Source organism: Caballeronia sp. HLA56 (genome assembly GCF_054655155.1).
The window spans coordinates 574,298-592,765 of record NZ_BAAHOB010000002.1 but is presented as its reverse complement, the minus strand read 5'-3'; the positions used below and the strand labels follow the sequence as shown (position 1 = coordinate 592,765).

The following is an 18,468-nucleotide window of genomic DNA, read 5'->3' as shown; positions in this document are numbered from 1 at the left end:
ACATCGCTCGTCGAATCCTTCGGAGCCTGCGCGGCAAGTCGCGCAATGGCTCATCGACTAAATGCGAAGCGAACTGGCAAGCGCGTGGCCCTTGCTTGACTCGCTTGGGCAATCCGTCGATAAACCGCAGCATCAACCGCCAGGCTAAACTCAACCCGCCAACCCATGCGCCGGCTGCTTCGGCAAGCGCACGCGAAAGATCGCGAACTTGCCTTCGCGCGGGTAAGGATTGGAGAAGTTGTTCAACTCATGCAAATGCGAATCCGCGATATACAAGTAGCCGTTTTGAATAGCAAAGCCATCCGCCCATGAAAGCTGCGGATGCTTGCCTACCAGCGTCTTCTGCACGAGCCCGGGCTTGCCATTCTTCTCGACGACATCGAAGCCCACCACGGTCCGGTTCTCCAGATCGCCACCGTATAGCACGCCAGCTGGACTCATGATGAGACCGCCGGTCAACGCGCCGTCGCCGAGAAACTGCACCTTTTTCGATAGGGCGTCAGCAGAAAGCGACGTATCGATAAGCGCCTTGGTCGGCACTCGCCAATAGTGGTGATCCGTGAGCGGCCGGTAATAAAGCCATTCGCGATCGGGCGAAAGCGCAATGCCATCGGTCTGTAAGACGAGGACGCTGCCATCGCCCTTGCGCGCAATCTGATCGCGGAACATGAGATGCTGCTGCGGGTTCGACATGCTCGACTTGTCGCCCGCGAGCACGAGACGCGACTCGCCAGTTGCAAGGTTCGTCACTGCCACGCCGCCCTGATTTGCAGCATTGCTCAAAAACACGTAGCCGTGTTTCAGATCGACGCGAATGTCGTTGAGCGAGTCCTTCGGCGTCACCACACTGCCATAGTCGAACCGACGCACGATCTTCTTCGTAGCCAGATCGAACTCGATCAGCTTCGGTGGCTGACGTGTCTGATCGACCGATGTCAGCGACGAGTCCAGCGCCCACAGATGGTCCTGTTCATCGACCCATAGCGCTTGTACCGAGATCCACTGATGCGAACCATCTTCATCCGGTTTGAAAACATTCCAGCTTTCGTCGGGAAACGGCGTGAGCGCGCCGGTCTTCGTATCGACTTCGACCATGCTGTAGCGCGATCGCTTCGACGAAGCCGGCGCCGTGGCGAACACACGCCCCTCTTTCGATACGCCGATTCCCACGAGACGAAAATCATCGTCGAAAGTTGCCACGGTTTCCAGACGAGGCGCGTTTTTTGCACCTGCAGCAAATGCCGTCTGCGTCGCTGCACCCACACTCATCGTGCCGAGCAAACCCGCGCCGATGGAAGCAAGCACGCGTCGCCGCATGTTCGATTGTCGTGATTCATCGTTGTGCATCAAGTCTCCTTCGCATGGCTTGGACTGTTTCCGTGGCGCGTTGAAAGCGAGTAACCCGTGTTCAACACATAAACCGATGCCGCAAGTTTGGAACCAGCCCGCAGCAGCGGTGTCGCACCAGTATTCAAGCGGTTCGCGTCGTTCGGCAATCCTGCACCATTCGAGGGACGCGCGCCGTTTCATCAATCGATACGCTCATCGAAAGGAGCCCGCATGTCACGTTTGACGATCGCTTTCGCTTTTCTTTTCACGTTGCTGACAGGATGTAGCGCCATTCGAACGCATGAAGCCCGCAACACCGACGGCGCGCTCATCGGCTCCAATGTGCTCGATCTGGTGCAGTCCGTCGGCATTCCCGACAAGACCATGAAGCTCGTGGATCGCAATAGCCCAAGCGACCGTATGGAAGTGCAGTGGAATTTTTCCAACTCCGATGCGGCGCTCGACTTGAACGCGCTCGTGCTGGATTTGAAGGTGGGTGGGGCTGGCAAGTGCAGCATGACCGCGACCGTCAATCGTTGGGGCGGTCAGGTCACGGGCGTGAACTTCCCACAAGCGCATAGCGACAGTGTCGGTTCGGATTACGGCGCATGCGAACCGCTCGTGGCTGAAGCGCTCACGCACAATCCGCACACGCCTATCGATCCGACCTGGGACGCTTTCTCGCTCGTCGGCGCAGCCAAGTAAGCGCGCCCTTCGTTTCCTTACTGCGCCTCGGCGACGATCTTGCGGATGGCCTCCTCGAACGCTTCCACGGGCTGGCCACCGCTCACGAGATATTGTCGATCGAAGATGATCGCGGGCACCGAACTGATGCCGAGTTGCTGGAACTCGCGTTCCTCGTCTCGGACTTCGTTCGCATACGCACCGCTCGTCAACACTTCACGCGCGGCGTCGCCGTCGAGCCCGACGGCCTTGGCGGCTTCGATCAATACATCTCGATTGCTCGGGTTTTTACCATCGGAATGATACGCACGCAGGAGTTCGAGCTTGAGCGGCACTTGCTTGCCTTCGATACGCGCCCAGTGCAGCAACCGATGTGCATCGAATGTGTTGTACACCCGATCGCGCTGACCAAAGGTAAAGCCGGCGCTCGCGCCACGCTCGCGGATCATCGCTTGCGCTTCCTTTATTTGCTCGGGCGTGCGGCCGTACTTCCTGCCCAGGTAATCGACAATACGCTCGCCTTCCGGACCCATGTCCGGGTTCAGTTCGAACGGATGCAGCGTGATGGTTGCATCGACGGTATCGCCTAGGCGTTCCAGCGCGCGTTGCAATGACGAAAGACCAACGGCGCACCACGGGCACGCGATGTCGGAAACGAAGTCGATTTGCAGGGGACGAGACATGATTTTGCAGCCATGAGTTGAGTCGAGACATCAAGCCTAGCTCAAAACTCGAAGGCTGGCTAACTCCGCCCCATGCACGCCGTACTCACGAAGCGCCAGTGCGCTTCAACCGCGCGCGCGGCCTTGCCTCTCGCTCCAGATAACCCAGACATAGCGACTCGAGTTGACGCGGCAGGGCCCGCAACATGGCGCGCGGTGCTCCGCCTTCGACCATCAAGCGCGTGGGTCCAACCATCGCCGCTGCGAGCATGAAGGCAGTGGTATTGAGATCGTCGAAGATGGCGTCCGACGCTGTCGCAAGCATGGCAACGAGCGTAGCGCGGCTTCGGCGTTCCGCGCCTTGCGCAAGCTCCCGCACATCGAGTTCGGCCGCGACCGCATACAGCGCGCGCGCTTCATCTATGCGTGCGGTCTTTGCTCGTACGAATGCCTCCACGACTGTAGACACCATGGTCGCCAGCGACTCGCCATGCACCGACTCCGCCGCCTGCTGGAGCACGTCGCCTACTCTGCCGAGATGCCGCTCCAGCACCGCGAACAACAACGCCTGCTTGTGCGGAAAGTATTGATACAAGGTGCCGATGGACACACCGGCCCTCTCGGCCACGCGAATGGTGGTGAGCCGCTGCAAACCATCGGCCAGCAAAACCTGAATAGTGGCGTCGAAGATTGCATCGACGGTGGCCTGCGAACGCGCCTGGCGCGGCAGCTTGCGGGGCTTCAACGCGGTCTTGTTGTCGCTCGACATATGCGAATGCACAATCTGAAGGATTATTCGTATTATAGACGAGCAGTTTCAAGAATCCATTTCGCATCGACGGATGCAAGGAGCATTGCAATGACCGACGCAAACCGCGCTGGCCTCTATCAACTCGGCGAATCGTCCGTGACGCGCATGGGTTACGGCGCCATGCAACTCGCAGGGCCGCATGTGTTCGGCCCGCCCAAGGACCAAGACGAAGCCATCGCCGTGCTGCGTGAAGCGATCGACAGCGGCATCACGCATCTCGACACGAGCGACTTCTACGGCCCGCACGTGACCAATCGACTGATTCGTGAAGCGCTCTATCCGTATCGCGACGATCTCGTGATCGTCACCAAGGTTGGGGCCAAACGCGGCGACGACGCATCGTGGAATCTCGCGCGGTCTCCCGCCGAACTCGAATCTGCCGTGCACGACAATCTGCGCAATCTCGGCCTCGACGTGCTGGACGTCGTGAACATGCGTGTCATGTTCGACATAGCCGGTCCCGCTGAAGGCGATATCGAGGAACAGGTTACGACGCTTGCGGAATTGCAGCGCAAGGGCCTCATCCGGCATATCGGCCTGAGCAACGTCACGGCGAAGCAACTCGCGCAAGGACAGAGCATCACGCCTATTGTCTGCGTGCAGAACCAGTACAACCTCGCGCATCGCGGCGACGACGCCATGATCGATCATCTTGCGCAGCAAGGAATAGCGTATGTGCCGTTTTTTCCGCTCGGCGGCTTCTCGCCCTTGCAATCCGACATTTTGAATCGCGTCGCGCAACAAGTAAACGCCACCACCATGCAAGTAGCGCTTGCATGGCTTCTGCAACGCTCGCAAAACATCCTGCTCATTCCGGGTACGTCATCACGCGCGCATTTGCGGCAGAACATCGAAAGTGCGGGCCTCGAATTGTCGCCGGAAGTGATCGAGGAACTGAACGGCATCGGGGCTGCCGCGAAATAAGCCTTACGGAGTCGGATCAGGAACACGCCGGAATACGCCGAATCGTCAATGTGAAGTAAGAGGTGCGAAAGCGCTTCGACTTCGACGCGCAACACGCGAGTGTTGTAATCCGCGTCGAGGAGAAGCCTTTGCGCCTCATCAAACAAAATCACATCGACCCCCGGAGTTCCTTCATGTTTCGTCGAGCCATCATGGTCGCAACATCGGCCGCGATCGCCGCCTTCGGCCTCTACGCCTGCGGCAGCGATCACGACAACAACGCTCAACAGAGCGCGCAAAACAAGCTCGTCACCGCCACGCCCATCAAGCACGTAGTCGTGATCTTCAACGAGAACGTCTCGTTCGATCACTACTTCGCAACCTACCCGAACGCCGCCAACCCCGCGGGCGAGCCCGCCTTCACGGCGGCCGCCGGCACGCCGACGGTCAATGGCCTCACTGGCACGCTGCTCACGGCCAACCCGAACTTCGTCAACACGCTGAACGGCGCGGCTGCCGCGAACCCGTTCCGCCTCGATCGCACGCAAGCCGCGACCGCCGACCAGAACCACGCTTACACCGCGGAACAACAAGCCTATAACAACGGTGCAGCCGATCTCTTCCCGAAATACACGGGTAAGGGTTCGAGCGGCGGCGCGGGTGCATTCGGCACGGCAGGCCAAGTCATGGGCTATTACGACGGCAACACGGTCGCCGCGTTGTGGAACTACGCGCAAAACTTCGCGATGAGCGACAACGCGTACACCGACACCTACGGCCCGTCCACGCCCGGCGCGCTCGAAGTCGTCTCCGGCCAGAACAACGGCATGCAGATCGTGAAGACGAGCAAGCCCGTGTTCAACCTGACGACGGCATCGGGCTCGTACTATGTCGCCGACGGTCAAGGCGGCTTCTCGATGATCAACGACGTCGATCCCGCCAACGACGTCTGTTCGAGCACGACGGATCAGGCGTTGATGACCTCGAAGAACATCGGCGACTTGCTCAATGCGAAGAGCATCACGTGGGGCGGCTTCATGGGCGGTTTCAATCTCGCCACCGTGAACAGCGACGGCTCGACCGGTTGCAAGCGCGCGACCTTCTCGAACGTGGTCAATGCATCCACGGCCGACTACGTTGCACATCACAACTGGTTCCAGTACTACGCGTCGACGGCGAATCCGCAGCATTTGCGTCCGAGTTCGACGGCGGCCATCGGTTCGTCGCTGGAGGCGGATGGCAAGACCGCCGAGCCCGCGAATCACGAATACGATAGCGACGACTTCTTCGCTGCGGTGAAGGCCGGCAACTACCCTTCGGTGAGCTTCATCAAGGCGCCCGCGTTCCAGGACGGTCACGCGGGTTATTCCGATCCGCTCGACGAGCAGGCTTTCACGTCGAAGATCGTGAACTTCCTGCAGCAACAACCCGACTGGAACACGACGGCCGTGATCGTTGCATGGGATGACTCGGATGGCTGGTACGACCACGCTTATGCGGTACCGACTTCATCGTCGTTCGATCCGCAAGCCGACCAGTTGAACGGTGCGGGCAAATGCGGCGCGGGCGCGGCGCCCGTCGGCGTGAACGGCGGCGCGGTGAATGGCCGCTGCGGTCCGGGCACGCGCATTCCGTTTCTCGTGATCTCGCCTTGGGCGAAGGTGAATTACGTCGATCACACGGCGATCTCGCAGGCTTCGGTGGTGCGCTTCATCGAAGACAACTGGCTTGGTTCGACGCGTCTCGGCAGCGGTTCGTTCGACGCCACGGCCGGCAGCATCATGGGCATGTTCGACTTCTCGGGCAAGGGCAACAACCCGAAGGTCTTCGTCGATCAGTCGCTCGGTTCGCCGGTCGCATCGGTGCCCGCAATCTGAAGGTGACGCATGGCGCGCGCATTCAATGCGCGCCATCGCCACTCGTATCGTGTCGCCGCTCGCCGGCGACATCGCGTTTTTCCGAACTCATCCGCACATGTCCGCTACTGTCGAACCCGCCTTCGGTCGTTCCCCTCACAAGCCGCCGCTCAGGCGTCATGCGTTACGCGGCGTTGCTGCCCTCGTGATCGCCGCAGGCGCGTTCGGTGCGTTTGCGTTGATGTATCCATCGCATGTGCCTGCGGTCGTCGGCGAGATCGTGGAAAACCTGACCGGCGCGAATCCCGCGCCGGTTGTCTTGCAGCGTCCGCCCGCCGTGCAACTGAGTGCGGTCGCGCAACTCGGCAAGAACATCTTCTTCGACAAGACGCTTTCCGCATCCGGCAAGCAGTCGTGCGCGTCATGCCATGACCCGGCCCATTCGTTCGGGCCATCCAACGATTTGTCCGTGCAGGAAGGCGGACCGCATTTGAGCTTGCAGGGTTATCGGCCGCCGCCTTCGCTCATGTATCTGTATCGGCAACCGAACTTCAGCATTGGTCCCGATGCAGGCGATGCCGACGCCCCGCCCGATCTCGCGCAACTCGCCGATCAGGCCAAAAGCACGCAACGTGCCACGAAGAACGCAGGCGTGGCGCCCGCCGCACCCGCGCTGGTTCCACAAGGCGGCCTGTTCTGGGACGGCCGCGCGGATACCTTGCAGGCACAGGCATCCGGTCCCATGCTCAACCCGGTCGAGATGGCGAACACGAGTCTCGACGAAGTGTCCGGCAAGCTAGCGCATACGGCCTACAAAGGCGAATTCGAAAAGCTCTTCGGCCCGCGCATCTTCGATACGCGCGGCCTGGCCGTGTCGGAAGCCATGTTCGCGGTGGCGCGTTATCAGGTTGAGGAACAGGCGTTTCATCCTTATACGAGCAAGTACGACTACTGGCTCGAAGGCAAGACGCGCCTCACGCAAGCGGAGTTGCACGGCCTGCACCTCTTCAACGATCCCGCCAAGGCCAATTGCGCGGGATGCCATTTGTCGAAGCCTGGCGGCGATGGCCTGCCGCCCATGTTCACGGATTATCAGTATGAGTCGCTTGGCGTGCCGCGCAACGACAAGCTCGCGATCAATCACGATCCGAAGTTCTTCGACATGGGCGTATGCGGACCTTTCCGTGACGATCTGCGCGACCAGACGCAGTATTGCGGCATGTTCCTCACGCCAACGCTGCGCAACGTCGCTACGCGCCACGCGTTCTTTCACAACGGCATCTATCATTCGCTCGACGACGTGATGGCCTTCTACAACGAGCGCAATACCGCGCCGCAAAAGTTCTATTCGAAAGACGCGAAGGGCGCGGTGCGTAAGTACGACGATCTGCCGCCGCGGTATCACGCGAATATCGATGACAAGGACGCGCCGTTCGACCGCAAGTTCGGCGACAAGCCCGCGATGACGGACGCGGATATTCGCGACATCGTCGCGTTCCTGCAGACGTTGAACGACGGCTACAAGCCCTGAGCTTTGCGATGGCTTCATCGCCTCGTGATGAAGGCGATGAAGCGCGACTCGGGCTGCCGCGTCCAGAAGTTCGCGGTTCACCTTTGCGCTGAAACCCGCGCGAGCGCTGGACACTTCGCCGTGCCTCGTCCGGTGAACGGCTTCAATGCAGCTTAGAAAACCTTCCCTTCGGTCAAATGCGTGGTCACGCCGTTCAATTCGTAGTCACCGATCACGCGTGCCTTGTGCAGCAGCGGATTGTGGCTGAAGATGGTCCGCAGATTGCGCCAGTGCCGGTCGAAGTTATGCGCCCGGGAAGTCGCCGATGCACCGCCCGCCTCGAACATCCGCTCGCCTGCAAACAGCGCGAGCTTGCTGACCACGATCTGCGTGCGCGCCGTCGCAAGCGCGCCTTCGAGCACGAGCGCCTCGGCATTCGCAACGCCATTGCGAATGGCTTGTGCGGAACGCTCCAGCTCGCGCGCGTTTTCGCGCACCAGTGCATCGATGCTGTGACTATGCGCACTCAGTTCGCCGATCACCTGCTGAATGAACGCATCCTCGCGCGCGGTGGGCGCGGTGCTGTGCATCACCGGCCGGCCATGCTTCAGCACATAACGCTTTGCATCCGCGACGATATTGCGCACGATGCCCGCCGCCACCGTCACGAGATGCAACTGACGCAATGCGCCGCCATGACGTCCCGTGAGCGTCGATTGCACGCGCGGCGTGACTTCATCGGCATGCACGAGCAGATTGTCGAACTCGAGACTGCCGCTTGCCGTCATGCGCTGGCCCATGCCGTCCCAGTCGTCGATCACGCGAAAACCCTCACGCTGCACGGGCACGATGGCAACGGCCGCATCGCCGTTTTCGTCCTGCACGTTGAGGCGCGCGTAGTCCGAGAACGCCGTGCCCGTCGAGTAATATTTGCGGCCGCTCAGGCGAAAGTGTTCCCCGTCGCGCTGCAAACGGGTCGTGATCTCGCCGGGACGCGACGTGCCCGCTTCGGTCGAAGCTCCGCCGAAGATCGCGCCATCCACCACGCGCCTGATCTGCAATTCGTTGAACGGCGTGCGGGGCGAGAGCAACAGCGCTTCGGTCTGATCGAAGTGAATACGCAGCGCATGCGCGACATTGCTTTCATGCGCGGCAAGCGTGGCGATCACATGAAACACGTCTTCGAGCGACCCGCCGAGACCGCCCCATTCCACCGGCAAGCGCAGCTTGCCAAGACCCGACTGACGAAACAATGCGAAGCCCTCGAAGGGCAACTCGCGGCGCACTTCGCGTGCGGCCGCATCTTCGCCGATCGCTTCGGCGAGCGCGGGCAGCGCATCGAGCGCGGCCTGGCGCGGGTCCTGTTGTGACATACCTTCTTCCTTGTTTGAATGGTTCTGTGTCATGCGGCTTCCGCATCGAATTGCTTCACCGGAATGGCTTCGAGCAGCGTGCGCGTATAAGCATGCCGCGGCGCTCGCCATATCTCGCGATGATGTCCACTCTCCACGATGCGTCCGCCCTGCATCACATGCACGCGGTCCGCGATATAGCGCACCACCGAAAGATCGTGCGAGATGAAGAGATACGCAAGCCCGAGATCGCGCTTGAGTTCGACCAGCAGATTGAGAATCTGCGCCTGTATGGATACGTCGAGCGCGGACACGGGTTCATCGCAGATGAGAAGCGCGGGTTCGAGAATCAGCGCACGCGCAATGCCTATGCGCTGACGCTGACCGCCCGAAAATTCATGCGGATAGCGCCCGAGCGCGGCACTGGGCAAACCAACGCGATCGAAAATGGCCGCAGCGCGTGCACGCCGTGTCTTCCCATCGCCGATGCCATTTACTTCGAGCACCGCTTCGAGTATTTCACCCACGCTACGGCGCGGATTGAGCGACGCATACGGGTCCTGGAACACCATCTGCACCTGACGGCGCAACGGGCGCAAGGCACGTTCGGAAAGCGGTGCGAGGTCGGTGCCGCGCAGTTGGATAACGCCGGCAGCGGACGGCACGAGCCGCATGATCGCCTTCGATAGCGTGGACTTTCCGCAACCCGATTCGCCAACGAGACCGACCGTCTCACCGCGTGCGATGTCGAACGACACGCCATCGACCGCACGCAGCAAGTCCTTGCCATGACGATGCGCGTAATGCACCGACAAATCCCGCACTGAAAGCAAGGGCACATCGTCCGCCTGTGCGGTCGGCACGATCCGATGCGGCGCAAGCGGCGTAACGTCGAAGACGGGCTTACCGTCTTCGGTGACGGTGTGCCTTATCTCCGGCAGCTTCCACTCGCGATAATGCAACTCGCCGGACAGATTCAACGACGCCCCGAGCAATCCCCGAGTATAGGCATGGCTGGGCGCGGTAAAAAGCTGCTCCACGCTCGCTTCCTCGACCTTCTCGCCCGCCAGCATCACCGCCACCCGGTCCGCATGGTTCGCGACGACGCCGAGGTCGTGCGTGATGAGCAACAACGACATCGAGAGTTCGCGCCGCAGCTCCGCGAGCAATTCGAGGATGCGCGCCTGAATGGTCACATCGAGCGCGGTGGTGGGTTCATCGGCGATGAGAAGACGCGGCCTGCACGCCACCGCCATGGCGATCATCACGCGCTGACGTTGCCCGCCCGAAAGCTCATGCGGATAGTCGGACACGCGCCGCTGCGGCTCGGGAATATGCACGAGGTCGAGCAATTCGATGGCACGTTTATGCGCGGCTTCCTTCGAGAGCGCCTCATGCTGCCGCAAGGTCTCGACGATCTGCGCGCCGATCGACAGCACCGGATTGAGCGATGTCATCGGCTCCTGGAAGATCATCGATATCTGTCGGCCGCGCATCGCACGCATTTCACGTGGCGCCAGCGCAAGCAGATCGCGTCCGTCGAAACGCACGCTGCCCGTCACGCGGCCGGGCTCCGGCACGAGACGCATGAGCGAAAGCGCGGTCGCGGACTTGCCGCAGCCCGATTCGCCGACGAGCGCCAGCGTCTCGCCTTCCGCGATATCGAGGTCGATGCCGCGCACCGCGTGTTGCGCGCCGAAGCTCACGCGCAGGTCGCGCACTTCAAGTAGATTGGCCACGTCGCGCCTCGTCATGGTCGTTCGCGCATGCGCGGGTTGAGTGCGTCGTTGAGACCGTCGCCGAGCAGGTTCAATGCGAGCACGGCGAGCACGATGGCCGCGCCCGGTATCGCCGTCAGATACCACGCGGTACGCAGCGAATCGCGTCCCGCGCCGATCATGCCGCCCCACGTGACGACGTTCGGGTCGCCCATGCCGAGAAACGAAAGCGACGATTCGATCAGGATGGCGCTCGCCACCATCACGGATGCAGTGACGATCACCGGCGGCAACGCGTTCGGCAGAATCTCGCCGAAGATGATGCGCGCGTTGCTGAAGCCCTGGCTGCGCGCCGCAAGCACGAAGTCCGACTGACGCAAGGTGCGGAACTCGGCACGCACGATTCGCGCGACCGTGGGCCACGAAGCAATGCCGATGGCAAGCGCAATGATCGTCACGCTGTGCCGTCCTATAGCGACGATCACGATCACGAGCAGGAACGACGGCACGGTCTGAAAGAGTTCGGTGATACGCACGAGCAGATCATCGACGAGACCGCCGAAGAAGCCGCCGATAGCGCCCACGAGCGTGCCGATCAACAAGCCGATCGCAGCCGCCGATGCGCCGATCAGTAGCGACACGCGCGTGCCGTGGGCTACGCCCGCGGCGACATCTCGGCCAAGCGAATCGGTGCCGAGGCGATACATCGGATCGGCGCCAGGCCATTCGAATGGAACCGCAACCATGTCGAGCGGATCGCCCGGAAAGAAGTGCGGCGCGCTCAACGCAAGCACGATGAACGCCGCGAGCAACACGAGTCCCGCAAGCGCCGAAGGGTTGCGCAATAACGCGTGCCATGCGCCACGCCGCGCGCGGGCCGTGGGTGCGCCTTCACCACGGCGGGTGCCGAACAACGCGCCCGCGAGCTGACGCCGCCAGGGCGAGGCATGGGATGAAACGAGTTCGGGGGAATCGGAAGCCATGCGTCCTCGAATGAATGTCAGGCGTGTCGGGCGTGCCGGGCGTATCAGGCTATACGCGGATCGAGCCATGCCTGCAACAGATCGACCACCACGTTCGCCACGATCACGAGCAGCGACGAAAGCAGCAGGACGCCGAGCAGAACGCTGAAGTCGCGCGCCATGACGGCATCGAGCGCGAGGCGGCCAAGCCCTGGCCAACTGAACACCGTCTCGGTCACGGCCGCGCCGCCGAGCAAGGTACCGAAGTGAATGCCGACCATCGTCGTGAGCGGCATCAGCGCATTGCGCAGCACATGCCGCACGGTGACGCGCAACGGATGCAATCCTTTTGCATGCGCCGTGCGCACGAAGTCCTGCCGCTGCACTTCGAGCATGGCGGCGCGCGTGAGACGCGCGTAGATCGCGACGAAGAACGTGGCGAGCGTGACCGCGGGCAACAGCACGTGCTTGCCGATATCGGCCAGATAAGCGAAGCCATGCAGGTTCGCGCCAACCGTCACGTCGCCGCCGCTCGGCAGCCAGCCGAGATGCACCGAGAACAGCACGATGGCGAGAAGCCCGATCCAGAAGCCCGGCGTCGAATAGAGCAACAACGCAAGCACGGACAGCACACGGTCCGGCCACTTGCCGGCCCAATGCGCCATGACCGCGCCGAGTACGATGCCCGCCACGATTGCAATGCCAAGTGCCGCGCCCATCAGAATAAGTGTATTGGGCAACCGCGAAAGAATTAGCTGCATGACGGGCGCGTCGTAACGCGGCGAGAAACCAAGACTGCCGTGCGCGAGATGCGAGAGATACGACCACAACTGATGGAGCACCGTCTGATCGAGACCGAACTTCGCGCGCAATGCTTGCAAGCTCTCCGTCGTGGCCGAGCCGGACTCTCCCGCGATGACATCGGCGGCATCGCCCGGCATGAGCTTCAGCAGGAAGAAGTTGAGGATCACGATGGCAAGCATCGTCGGCACGGCTTGCCAGGCCGTGCGGCGAACGATGGCGGCGAGGCGCGTGCGTCGGCTCATGTGGATGCCTTCACGCGCTCAGCCAGACATCGGCGAGATTGCCTTCCAGACCTTGCGCCGACACCGTGTGGTTATGCACGCGCTTGTTGGCGACCGTGATCATGCGCGGCGCGATGAGGTTCAGAACAGGCAAGTCGCGATTCACGATCTGCTGGAACTGCTGATAAAGCGCGACCCGTTTGCCTTCATCCGTTTCCACGGATGCCGATTCGAGCAGCGTATCGACTTCTGCATTGCTGTAGTGCGGCGCATTGGAAAACGGCACGCCCGGACGAATATTCTTCGACCAATAAAGACGCTGCACGCCCACGCTCGGATCGAACAGCGTATTCACGCCTATGCTGGTGAAGTCGAACTGGCGGTCCGCATACACGCGCTTCAGGAACGAAGGCAAGTCCTGCGAGCGCACTGTCACGTCGATCCCCACGCGCGAGAGCGCCGACTTCACATAGTCCGCCTGACGCCGATGCATATCGCCATAAGGCAGGAAGTCATGCGTGAGACTGAAACGCGGCCCGCCGTTCTTGCGCGGATAACCCGCCGCATCGAGCAGCTTCTCGGCGCTCGCCGTATCGAACGCATAGGGCGTGATCTTGGCGTCGTGATAGGGCGATGCAGGCGTGATCGGTGTCGGCGAAATATCGGCGTAACCGTATGCAATCGTGCGCTGCACTATCTGCGGATTGATGGCGTGCGCAATGGCCTGACGCACGCGCAGATCCTTCAGGATCGGATGATTGAGATTGAAGTCGATCTCCGATTGCGGCTGAAGAAAACGATACCCGCGCGTTTCCGTGGCAAGCTGCGGCAGTTGCCCAAGACGCGGCAAGTCCGTGAGCGGCACCGGATTCTCGCCGCCGAGATCGAGCGCGCCGGTTTCGAACGCAGCGGAACGCGCCGCCGCATCGGGAATGACCTTGAACACGAGCGAATCGATATACGGCTTGCCCGCATCCCAGTAGTCCGGGTTGCGCTCATAGACGATATTCGCGCCGCGTGTCCACGACTTGAAGCGGAACGGTCCCGTGCCGACGGGTGCGTTGTTGTGCGGATTCGAGAGCGGGTCGCCCGTGGCGTAGAGATGCTTCGGGACCATCGGCGATTCGCCCGCCGACAACGCCTTCAACAGATACGGTGCGGGCTTCGACAATTCGATCACGGCGGTGCGCGCATCGGGAGTCGAGACCTTCACCACGTTGGCAAACGTGCTACGCCCGCGAGGATGGATCGACTTGAGCAAATCGATGGAAAACGCGACGTCGGCCGAGCTGAACGGCTGGCCGTCGTGCCATTTGACGTTCTCGCGCAGCGTGAACGTGTACTTGAGACCGTCCGGGCTTACGTTCCATGCGGTCGCCAACTGCGCTTTCGGTTTCAGATCGAAGTCGTAGGCGAGCAAGCCTTCCAGCACTTTCGAGCTGGCGACGAGCGCGGGCCCCGTCGTCTGAAAGATGGACACGAGCACGGGCGGCTCGGGATTGATCAGCATGTTGAGCGTGCCGCCGCGCTTCGGACTTCCGGCGTCGCCCTGAGCGAACGCCAGTGAGGACAGGCTTGCGGACGCGAGCGCCGCGCCCGATGAAATGAGAAATCCCCGTCGATCGATGCCTGCCATGTAATGCCGTTCCTTTGTTTCGTCTGTCGTCGATGATCTTGGCGGCGTTGCTGGGCTGCTGCCGCAGCGCACACGTTAAAACGCCGTCACGCGGACGCGAACGAATCGATTTGCATATGCAAAAGCACGAACGGGTGGAAAGCTTATGACGGGATTGGGAGTGCGCGGACGACTTCGCCTAATCGTCAGACATGAATCCATGGCATTGATGCGATGAATTTCGTCGCACCTGAAGATTGTTTCGGGTTCCGATCTAATTCCATGCAAGCGATGACGCCGAGGCATCGCCCTTCTGTTTCCTTTCATATTCCCCTCTCACGGATTTCAACGCCAACCGGCTTTTACCGTCTCGCTCGGGTCATCGTGTGGTGAAGCGAACAGATCGAAAAAGATTAGGGATACGACATTCTTCCAATCACCTAATGTCCTCTTGCAGCGAGCCAACCGTGTTCGTCCATGCAAGGAGCGGATCATGAAATCCCTCGTTCGTCGTTTCAAAAGCGCTCTGCCGATCGTGCTTCTCGCTTGTGCATTCGCGCCCGCTATGAGCTTCGCGCAGAGCACGTCGAGCACGCTGACCACACGTTCGTTCGACGATCTCAGCGACGACTCCGACACCACGGCGGACAACACAGCGGTCGCAACGCCGGGCGGGCTTGCTTCGATACTTGCGCGGCTTCAGTGCTTGCAAGGGCTGAATCCATCGGGTAATTCGGCCTCGGTCACGCTGTCGGTGCAAAAGGGCAGCTACCGCATCTACAACCCCTCCACCAACGCCTTCGATACCGTGTCGATGCGTTCGTACAATGGCTGCCCATCCGGGCCGACCATCAGCATCAAGCCGGGCGCCACGCTCAGGCTGAAGCTCAACAACAGGTTGCAGGTGAACGATCCCGTGGACGACTGCCCGGACAATCCGGATCACTCCACGCCGCATTGCTTCAATCACACGAACATCCATACGCACGGTCTGCATGTCTCGCCTTCCGGCAAGTCGGACAACGTGCTGCTGACGGTGCTGCCTCAGCAGTCGCAGCAATACGTCTACAACATTCCGTCGACGCATCCCTCCGGCACGTTCTGGTATCACGCGCATCTGCACGGCTCGACTGCCATCGATGTCGCGAGCGGCATGGCCGGCGTGCTGATCGTGCGCGGTTCACGTCAGGCGCGCCGTGGCGTCGTCGATGGCAGCGCCGATATCGACACCATCCTGCATCGCCGCTTCCTGCTGTTGCCCTTGCCGATGCGCGAACACGTCATGCTGTTTCAGCAGATCGAATACGGCTGCTTCAGCGACGCGCAATCCACCGTGCCATTGGCCGACCCGACCACTTTCGAATGGATCTGCCCATCTGGAAAGATCGGCGAAATTCGCGGCTATACGAACCAGCTTTCCTTCGTTCAGGACCCGCGGCCCGGTCACACGGGGCAGTTCAATTCGACGTGGCAAATATCCGGCCGTTATACGCAGATCAACGGCGCGGTTCAGCCAGTCTTTCCGAGCGCCACGACCTTCGTACCCGCAGGCGAAGTGCGCCGTCTTCGCATGGTGCATGGCGGCAATCGCGACACCATCAATGTGAAGATCGTGCGTGCAAATCTCTCGGCCGTTGGCGTGGCGGATTCGCAGTCCTTGAGCGCGGCGCAGGTCAACACGGCGACGAGCGCGGCAGCCTCGGCGCTCGCGAAGGACAACACCAAGACGTCGCAGACCCTGACGCTCGATCAACTCTGCAGCGATGAAACCGTCAAGCAACTCGAGTTCGCCGAAGACGGCATCACCATGAACGCGATGGTCGAAAAGGACGTCAATTCGATGAACCCCGGCTACCGCAGCGACGTGCTCGTGGCCTTTCCATCGCCGGGTGTGTATTGCATACTCGACGAAGCCGCCTCGGCTTCCGCGACCATCAACTTCAGAACCAATTCATCGAAGGCGAAGGACCGGCGTCTGTTGTCGCTCGCGCGTGTCGGTCCCGGCGTCAACATTCCGAACACCACGGTCGGCAATCACTCGCGCTACTGGCAATACATTCGCAATCAACTGGTCGCGGCCAATCCCACGCTCGCGGAACCCGCGAAGACGGATCTCGCATCGCTTACGTTGCGAGCGTTCGCGCCCAGTGTGCCGGTGGATGGCAAGGTGGTCAACGTCGTTCCTGCCGTGTTCGACATCAAGCCGCCCGCATTCACCATCAACGGCAAGAGCTACGATCCGAGCGTCACTGCTTACACCGGCGTGCTCGGCAACATCGATCAATGGAACGTCTCTGCCACGGCCTTCGCCACACACGTGTTTCACATTCACACGAATCCGTTCAGGATCATCGACATCAAGAACGCAGCCGGCAACTCCATTTTCAATGGCTCGGGGGGTTGCACCGACGAAGAGCTTCAAACCGGCGACACGGAGTACTGCAACCTGCAAGGCGTGGAGCGCGATACGCTTTTCATCAAGGCCGGGTATCAGCTTTCCATGCGCACGATCTATCAGGACTTCACGGGCGAATTCGTCATGCATTGCCATATCCTCGATCACGAAGATCGCGGCATGATGGAGAACGTCAGTATCGTCTCGCCGATGACAGCCTATCTGCAACGCGTGACCGCGCCGTTCGCTACTGCATCGGCAAACGCGGGCAAGTGGCTCGCGCGTCTGCGCGGCGAGGATGAAACGCAAGTCGCGCTGGCAGCCTCGCTGTGTTCGGCGAAAGACTATGCCAGGCGTTGAGATGCTTTTGTAAGTTATCCGGGTCGGGACGTTTTGATGTTTAATGAAGACATCGAATGCGTGCACACCCGGAGAATCATCTTGGCTCAGTCGAAGTTTCAGGCCGTCTACATGCGCGGCGGCACCAGCAAGGGCGTATTCTTCCGCGACGACTGGCTACCCGCCGACGCTGCCGTGCGCGACGCCGTCCTGCTACGCGTGATCGGCAGCCCCGACCCTTATGGCCAGCATATCGACGGCTTGGGCGGCGCGACCTCCAGCACGAGCAAGGTCGTGATCATCGGTCCTTCCTCGCGTGAAGATTGCGACGTGGACTATCGCTTCGGTCAGGTCGCCATCGACCGGCCGGTGGTCGACTGGTCGGGCAATTGCGGCAACCTGACTGCGGCGGTCGGTCCGTTCGCCATCGCGCAGGGTCTCGTCGATGCCCCGCGTAACGGCACGGCCACCGTGCGCATCTGGCAGGCGAATATCGGCGCGAAGATCATCGCGCATGTGCCGATGAAAGACGGCGAAGTGGTCGAAGAAGGCGACTTCGAACTCGACGGCGTGACCTTCCCCGCAGCCGAGATAAAGATCGAATTCCTCGATCCGGCCGGCGATGCAAACGAGAGCATGTTTCCGACCGGCAACGCTATCGACGTGCTCGACGTGCCCGGCGTCGGCCCGGTCGAAATGACCATGATCAACGCGGGAAACCCGGCCATTTTCGTGGATGCGGCATCGCTCGGCTTGAAAGGCAGCGAACTGCAGCGCGACGTGAACAGCGACAGCGTTTTGCTGCAACGAGCCGAAGCCATTCGCGCTCACGCCGCGGTGCGCATGGGTCTCGCCGCGTCAGCCGACGAAGCCACGCAATCGCGCCCGCATACCCCGAAGCTCGCCTTCGTCGCGAAGCCCGCGAGCTACGTTGCATCGAGCGGCAAGCATGTCGATGCGACCGCGCTCGACATCAACGCGCGCATCTTTTCCATGGGCAAGCTGCATCACGCGATGACGGGCACGGGCGCCGTGGCTATCGCCGTCGCGGCGGCCATTCCGGGGACGGTCGTCAACCGGCTCGTCGCGAATGCGCACGCACCGGTGCGCTTCGGGCATCCTTCCGGCAGTCTCGAAGTGGGCGCGAAAGCCGAGCAACGCGACGGAAGCTGGACTGTGACGAAAGCCATCATGAGCCGCAGCGCGCGGCGTCTGATGGAAGGTTTCGTCTTCGTGCCGTCGTCGGTCACGACGAAGTAAGCTGGACGTGGCGTGACTTTTGATGCACCCTCGCACAGGTCATCGCC

At 61.2% G+C, this 18,468-nt stretch carries 14 protein-coding genes; 6 read left to right on the top strand and 8 right to left on the bottom strand.

Features of this window, described 5'->3' with window-relative positions; translation table 11 throughout:
• Positions 1–150: 150 nt before the first annotated feature.
• On the bottom strand, positions 151–1,347 hold the full coding sequence (locus tag ACYQ47_RS09095; protein ID WP_459905165.1) for an L-dopachrome tautomerase-related protein: 1,197 nt from the start codon (positions 1,345–1,347) through the stop codon (positions 151–153).
• Between the two features lie 213 nt (positions 1,348–1,560).
• Here ACYQ47_RS09095 and ACYQ47_RS09090 point away from each other — a divergent pair, with 213 nt between their 5' ends.
• Positions 1,561–2,034 (top strand): hypothetical protein, encoded by a 474-nt coding sequence (locus ACYQ47_RS09090; RefSeq protein WP_244830887.1) that lies wholly within the window; start codon positions 1,561–1,563, stop codon positions 2,032–2,034.
• Between the two features lie 17 nt (positions 2,035–2,051).
• Here the strand turns inward: ACYQ47_RS09090 and ACYQ47_RS09085 are convergent, their stop codons facing one another.
• Both ACYQ47_RS09085 and ACYQ47_RS09080 read right to left on the bottom strand, forming a co-directional pair.
• Positions 2,052–2,696 carry a DsbA family oxidoreductase gene (locus tag ACYQ47_RS09085; protein ID WP_250527618.1) on the bottom strand — a complete coding sequence of 215 codons (645 nt, stop codon included), beginning with the start codon at positions 2,694–2,696 and terminating at the stop codon, positions 2,052–2,054.
• A gap of 85 nt (positions 2,697–2,781) precedes the next feature.
• Entirely contained in the window at positions 2,782–3,444 is a 663-nt protein-coding gene (locus tag ACYQ47_RS09080; RefSeq protein ID WP_250469255.1) for a TetR/AcrR family transcriptional regulator, read from the bottom strand.
• A 90-nt stretch (positions 3,445–3,534) separates the two neighbouring features.
• Here ACYQ47_RS09080 and ACYQ47_RS09075 point away from each other — a divergent pair, with 90 nt between their 5' ends.
• From ACYQ47_RS09075 to ACYQ47_RS09065, 3 genes are all read left to right on the top strand, one after another.
• Positions 3,535–4,410 carry an aldo/keto reductase family oxidoreductase gene (locus ACYQ47_RS09075; protein ID WP_459905163.1) on the top strand — a complete coding sequence of 292 codons (876 nt, stop codon included), beginning with the start codon at positions 3,535–3,537 and terminating at the stop codon, positions 4,408–4,410.
• Between the two features lie 173 nt (positions 4,411–4,583).
• Positions 4,584–6,266, top strand: coding sequence for a phospholipase C (locus ACYQ47_RS09070; protein WP_250469251.1), 1,683 nt, complete (start codon positions 4,584–4,586; stop codon positions 6,264–6,266).
• Positions 6,267–6,363: 97 nt separating this feature from the next.
• Positions 6,364–7,776, top strand: coding sequence for a cytochrome-c peroxidase (locus ACYQ47_RS09065; protein ID WP_459905483.1), 1,413 nt, complete (start codon positions 6,364–6,366; stop codon positions 7,774–7,776).
• Between the two features lie 152 nt (positions 7,777–7,928).
• Here the strand turns inward: ACYQ47_RS09065 and ACYQ47_RS09060 are convergent, their stop codons facing one another.
• The 5 genes from ACYQ47_RS09060 to ACYQ47_RS09040 are packed head-to-tail and all read right to left on the bottom strand — an operon-like array spanning position 7,929 to position 14,448.
• Positions 7,929–9,128 carry an acyl-CoA dehydrogenase family protein gene (locus tag ACYQ47_RS09060; protein WP_250469250.1) on the bottom strand — a complete coding sequence of 400 codons (1,200 nt, stop codon included), beginning with the start codon at positions 9,126–9,128 and terminating at the stop codon, positions 7,929–7,931.
• 29 nt (positions 9,129–9,157) lie between these two features.
• Positions 9,158–10,846, bottom strand: coding sequence for an ABC transporter ATP-binding protein (locus ACYQ47_RS09055; RefSeq protein WP_459905162.1), 1,689 nt, complete (start codon positions 10,844–10,846; stop codon positions 9,158–9,160).
• Between the two features lie 11 nt (positions 10,847–10,857).
• Positions 10,858–11,808 (bottom strand): ABC transporter permease, encoded by a 951-nt coding sequence (locus ACYQ47_RS09050; protein ID WP_459905161.1) that lies wholly within the window; start codon positions 11,806–11,808, stop codon positions 10,858–10,860.
• A gap of 44 nt (positions 11,809–11,852) precedes the next feature.
• On the bottom strand, positions 11,853–12,833 hold the full coding sequence (locus ACYQ47_RS09045) for an ABC transporter permease (protein WP_244830895.1): 981 nt from the start codon (positions 12,831–12,833) through the stop codon (positions 11,853–11,855).
• A gap of 10 nt (positions 12,834–12,843) precedes the next feature.
• Entirely contained in the window at positions 12,844–14,448 is a 1,605-nt protein-coding gene (locus ACYQ47_RS09040) for an ABC transporter substrate-binding protein (protein WP_310391824.1), read from the bottom strand.
• 472 nt (positions 14,449–14,920) lie between these two features.
• Between ACYQ47_RS09040 and ACYQ47_RS09035 the strand changes: the two genes are divergently transcribed.
• A complete protein-coding gene (locus tag ACYQ47_RS09035) occupies positions 14,921–17,182 on the top strand; it encodes a multicopper oxidase family protein (protein ID WP_459905160.1) in 2,262 nt (753 codons plus the stop codon).
• Between the two features lie 36 nt (positions 17,183–17,218).
• On the top strand, positions 17,219–18,421 hold the full coding sequence (gene prpF / locus ACYQ47_RS09030; protein ID WP_459905159.1) for a 2-methylaconitate cis-trans isomerase PrpF: 1,203 nt from the start codon (positions 17,219–17,221) through the stop codon (positions 18,419–18,421).
• Positions 18,422–18,468: the final 47 nt, after the last annotated feature.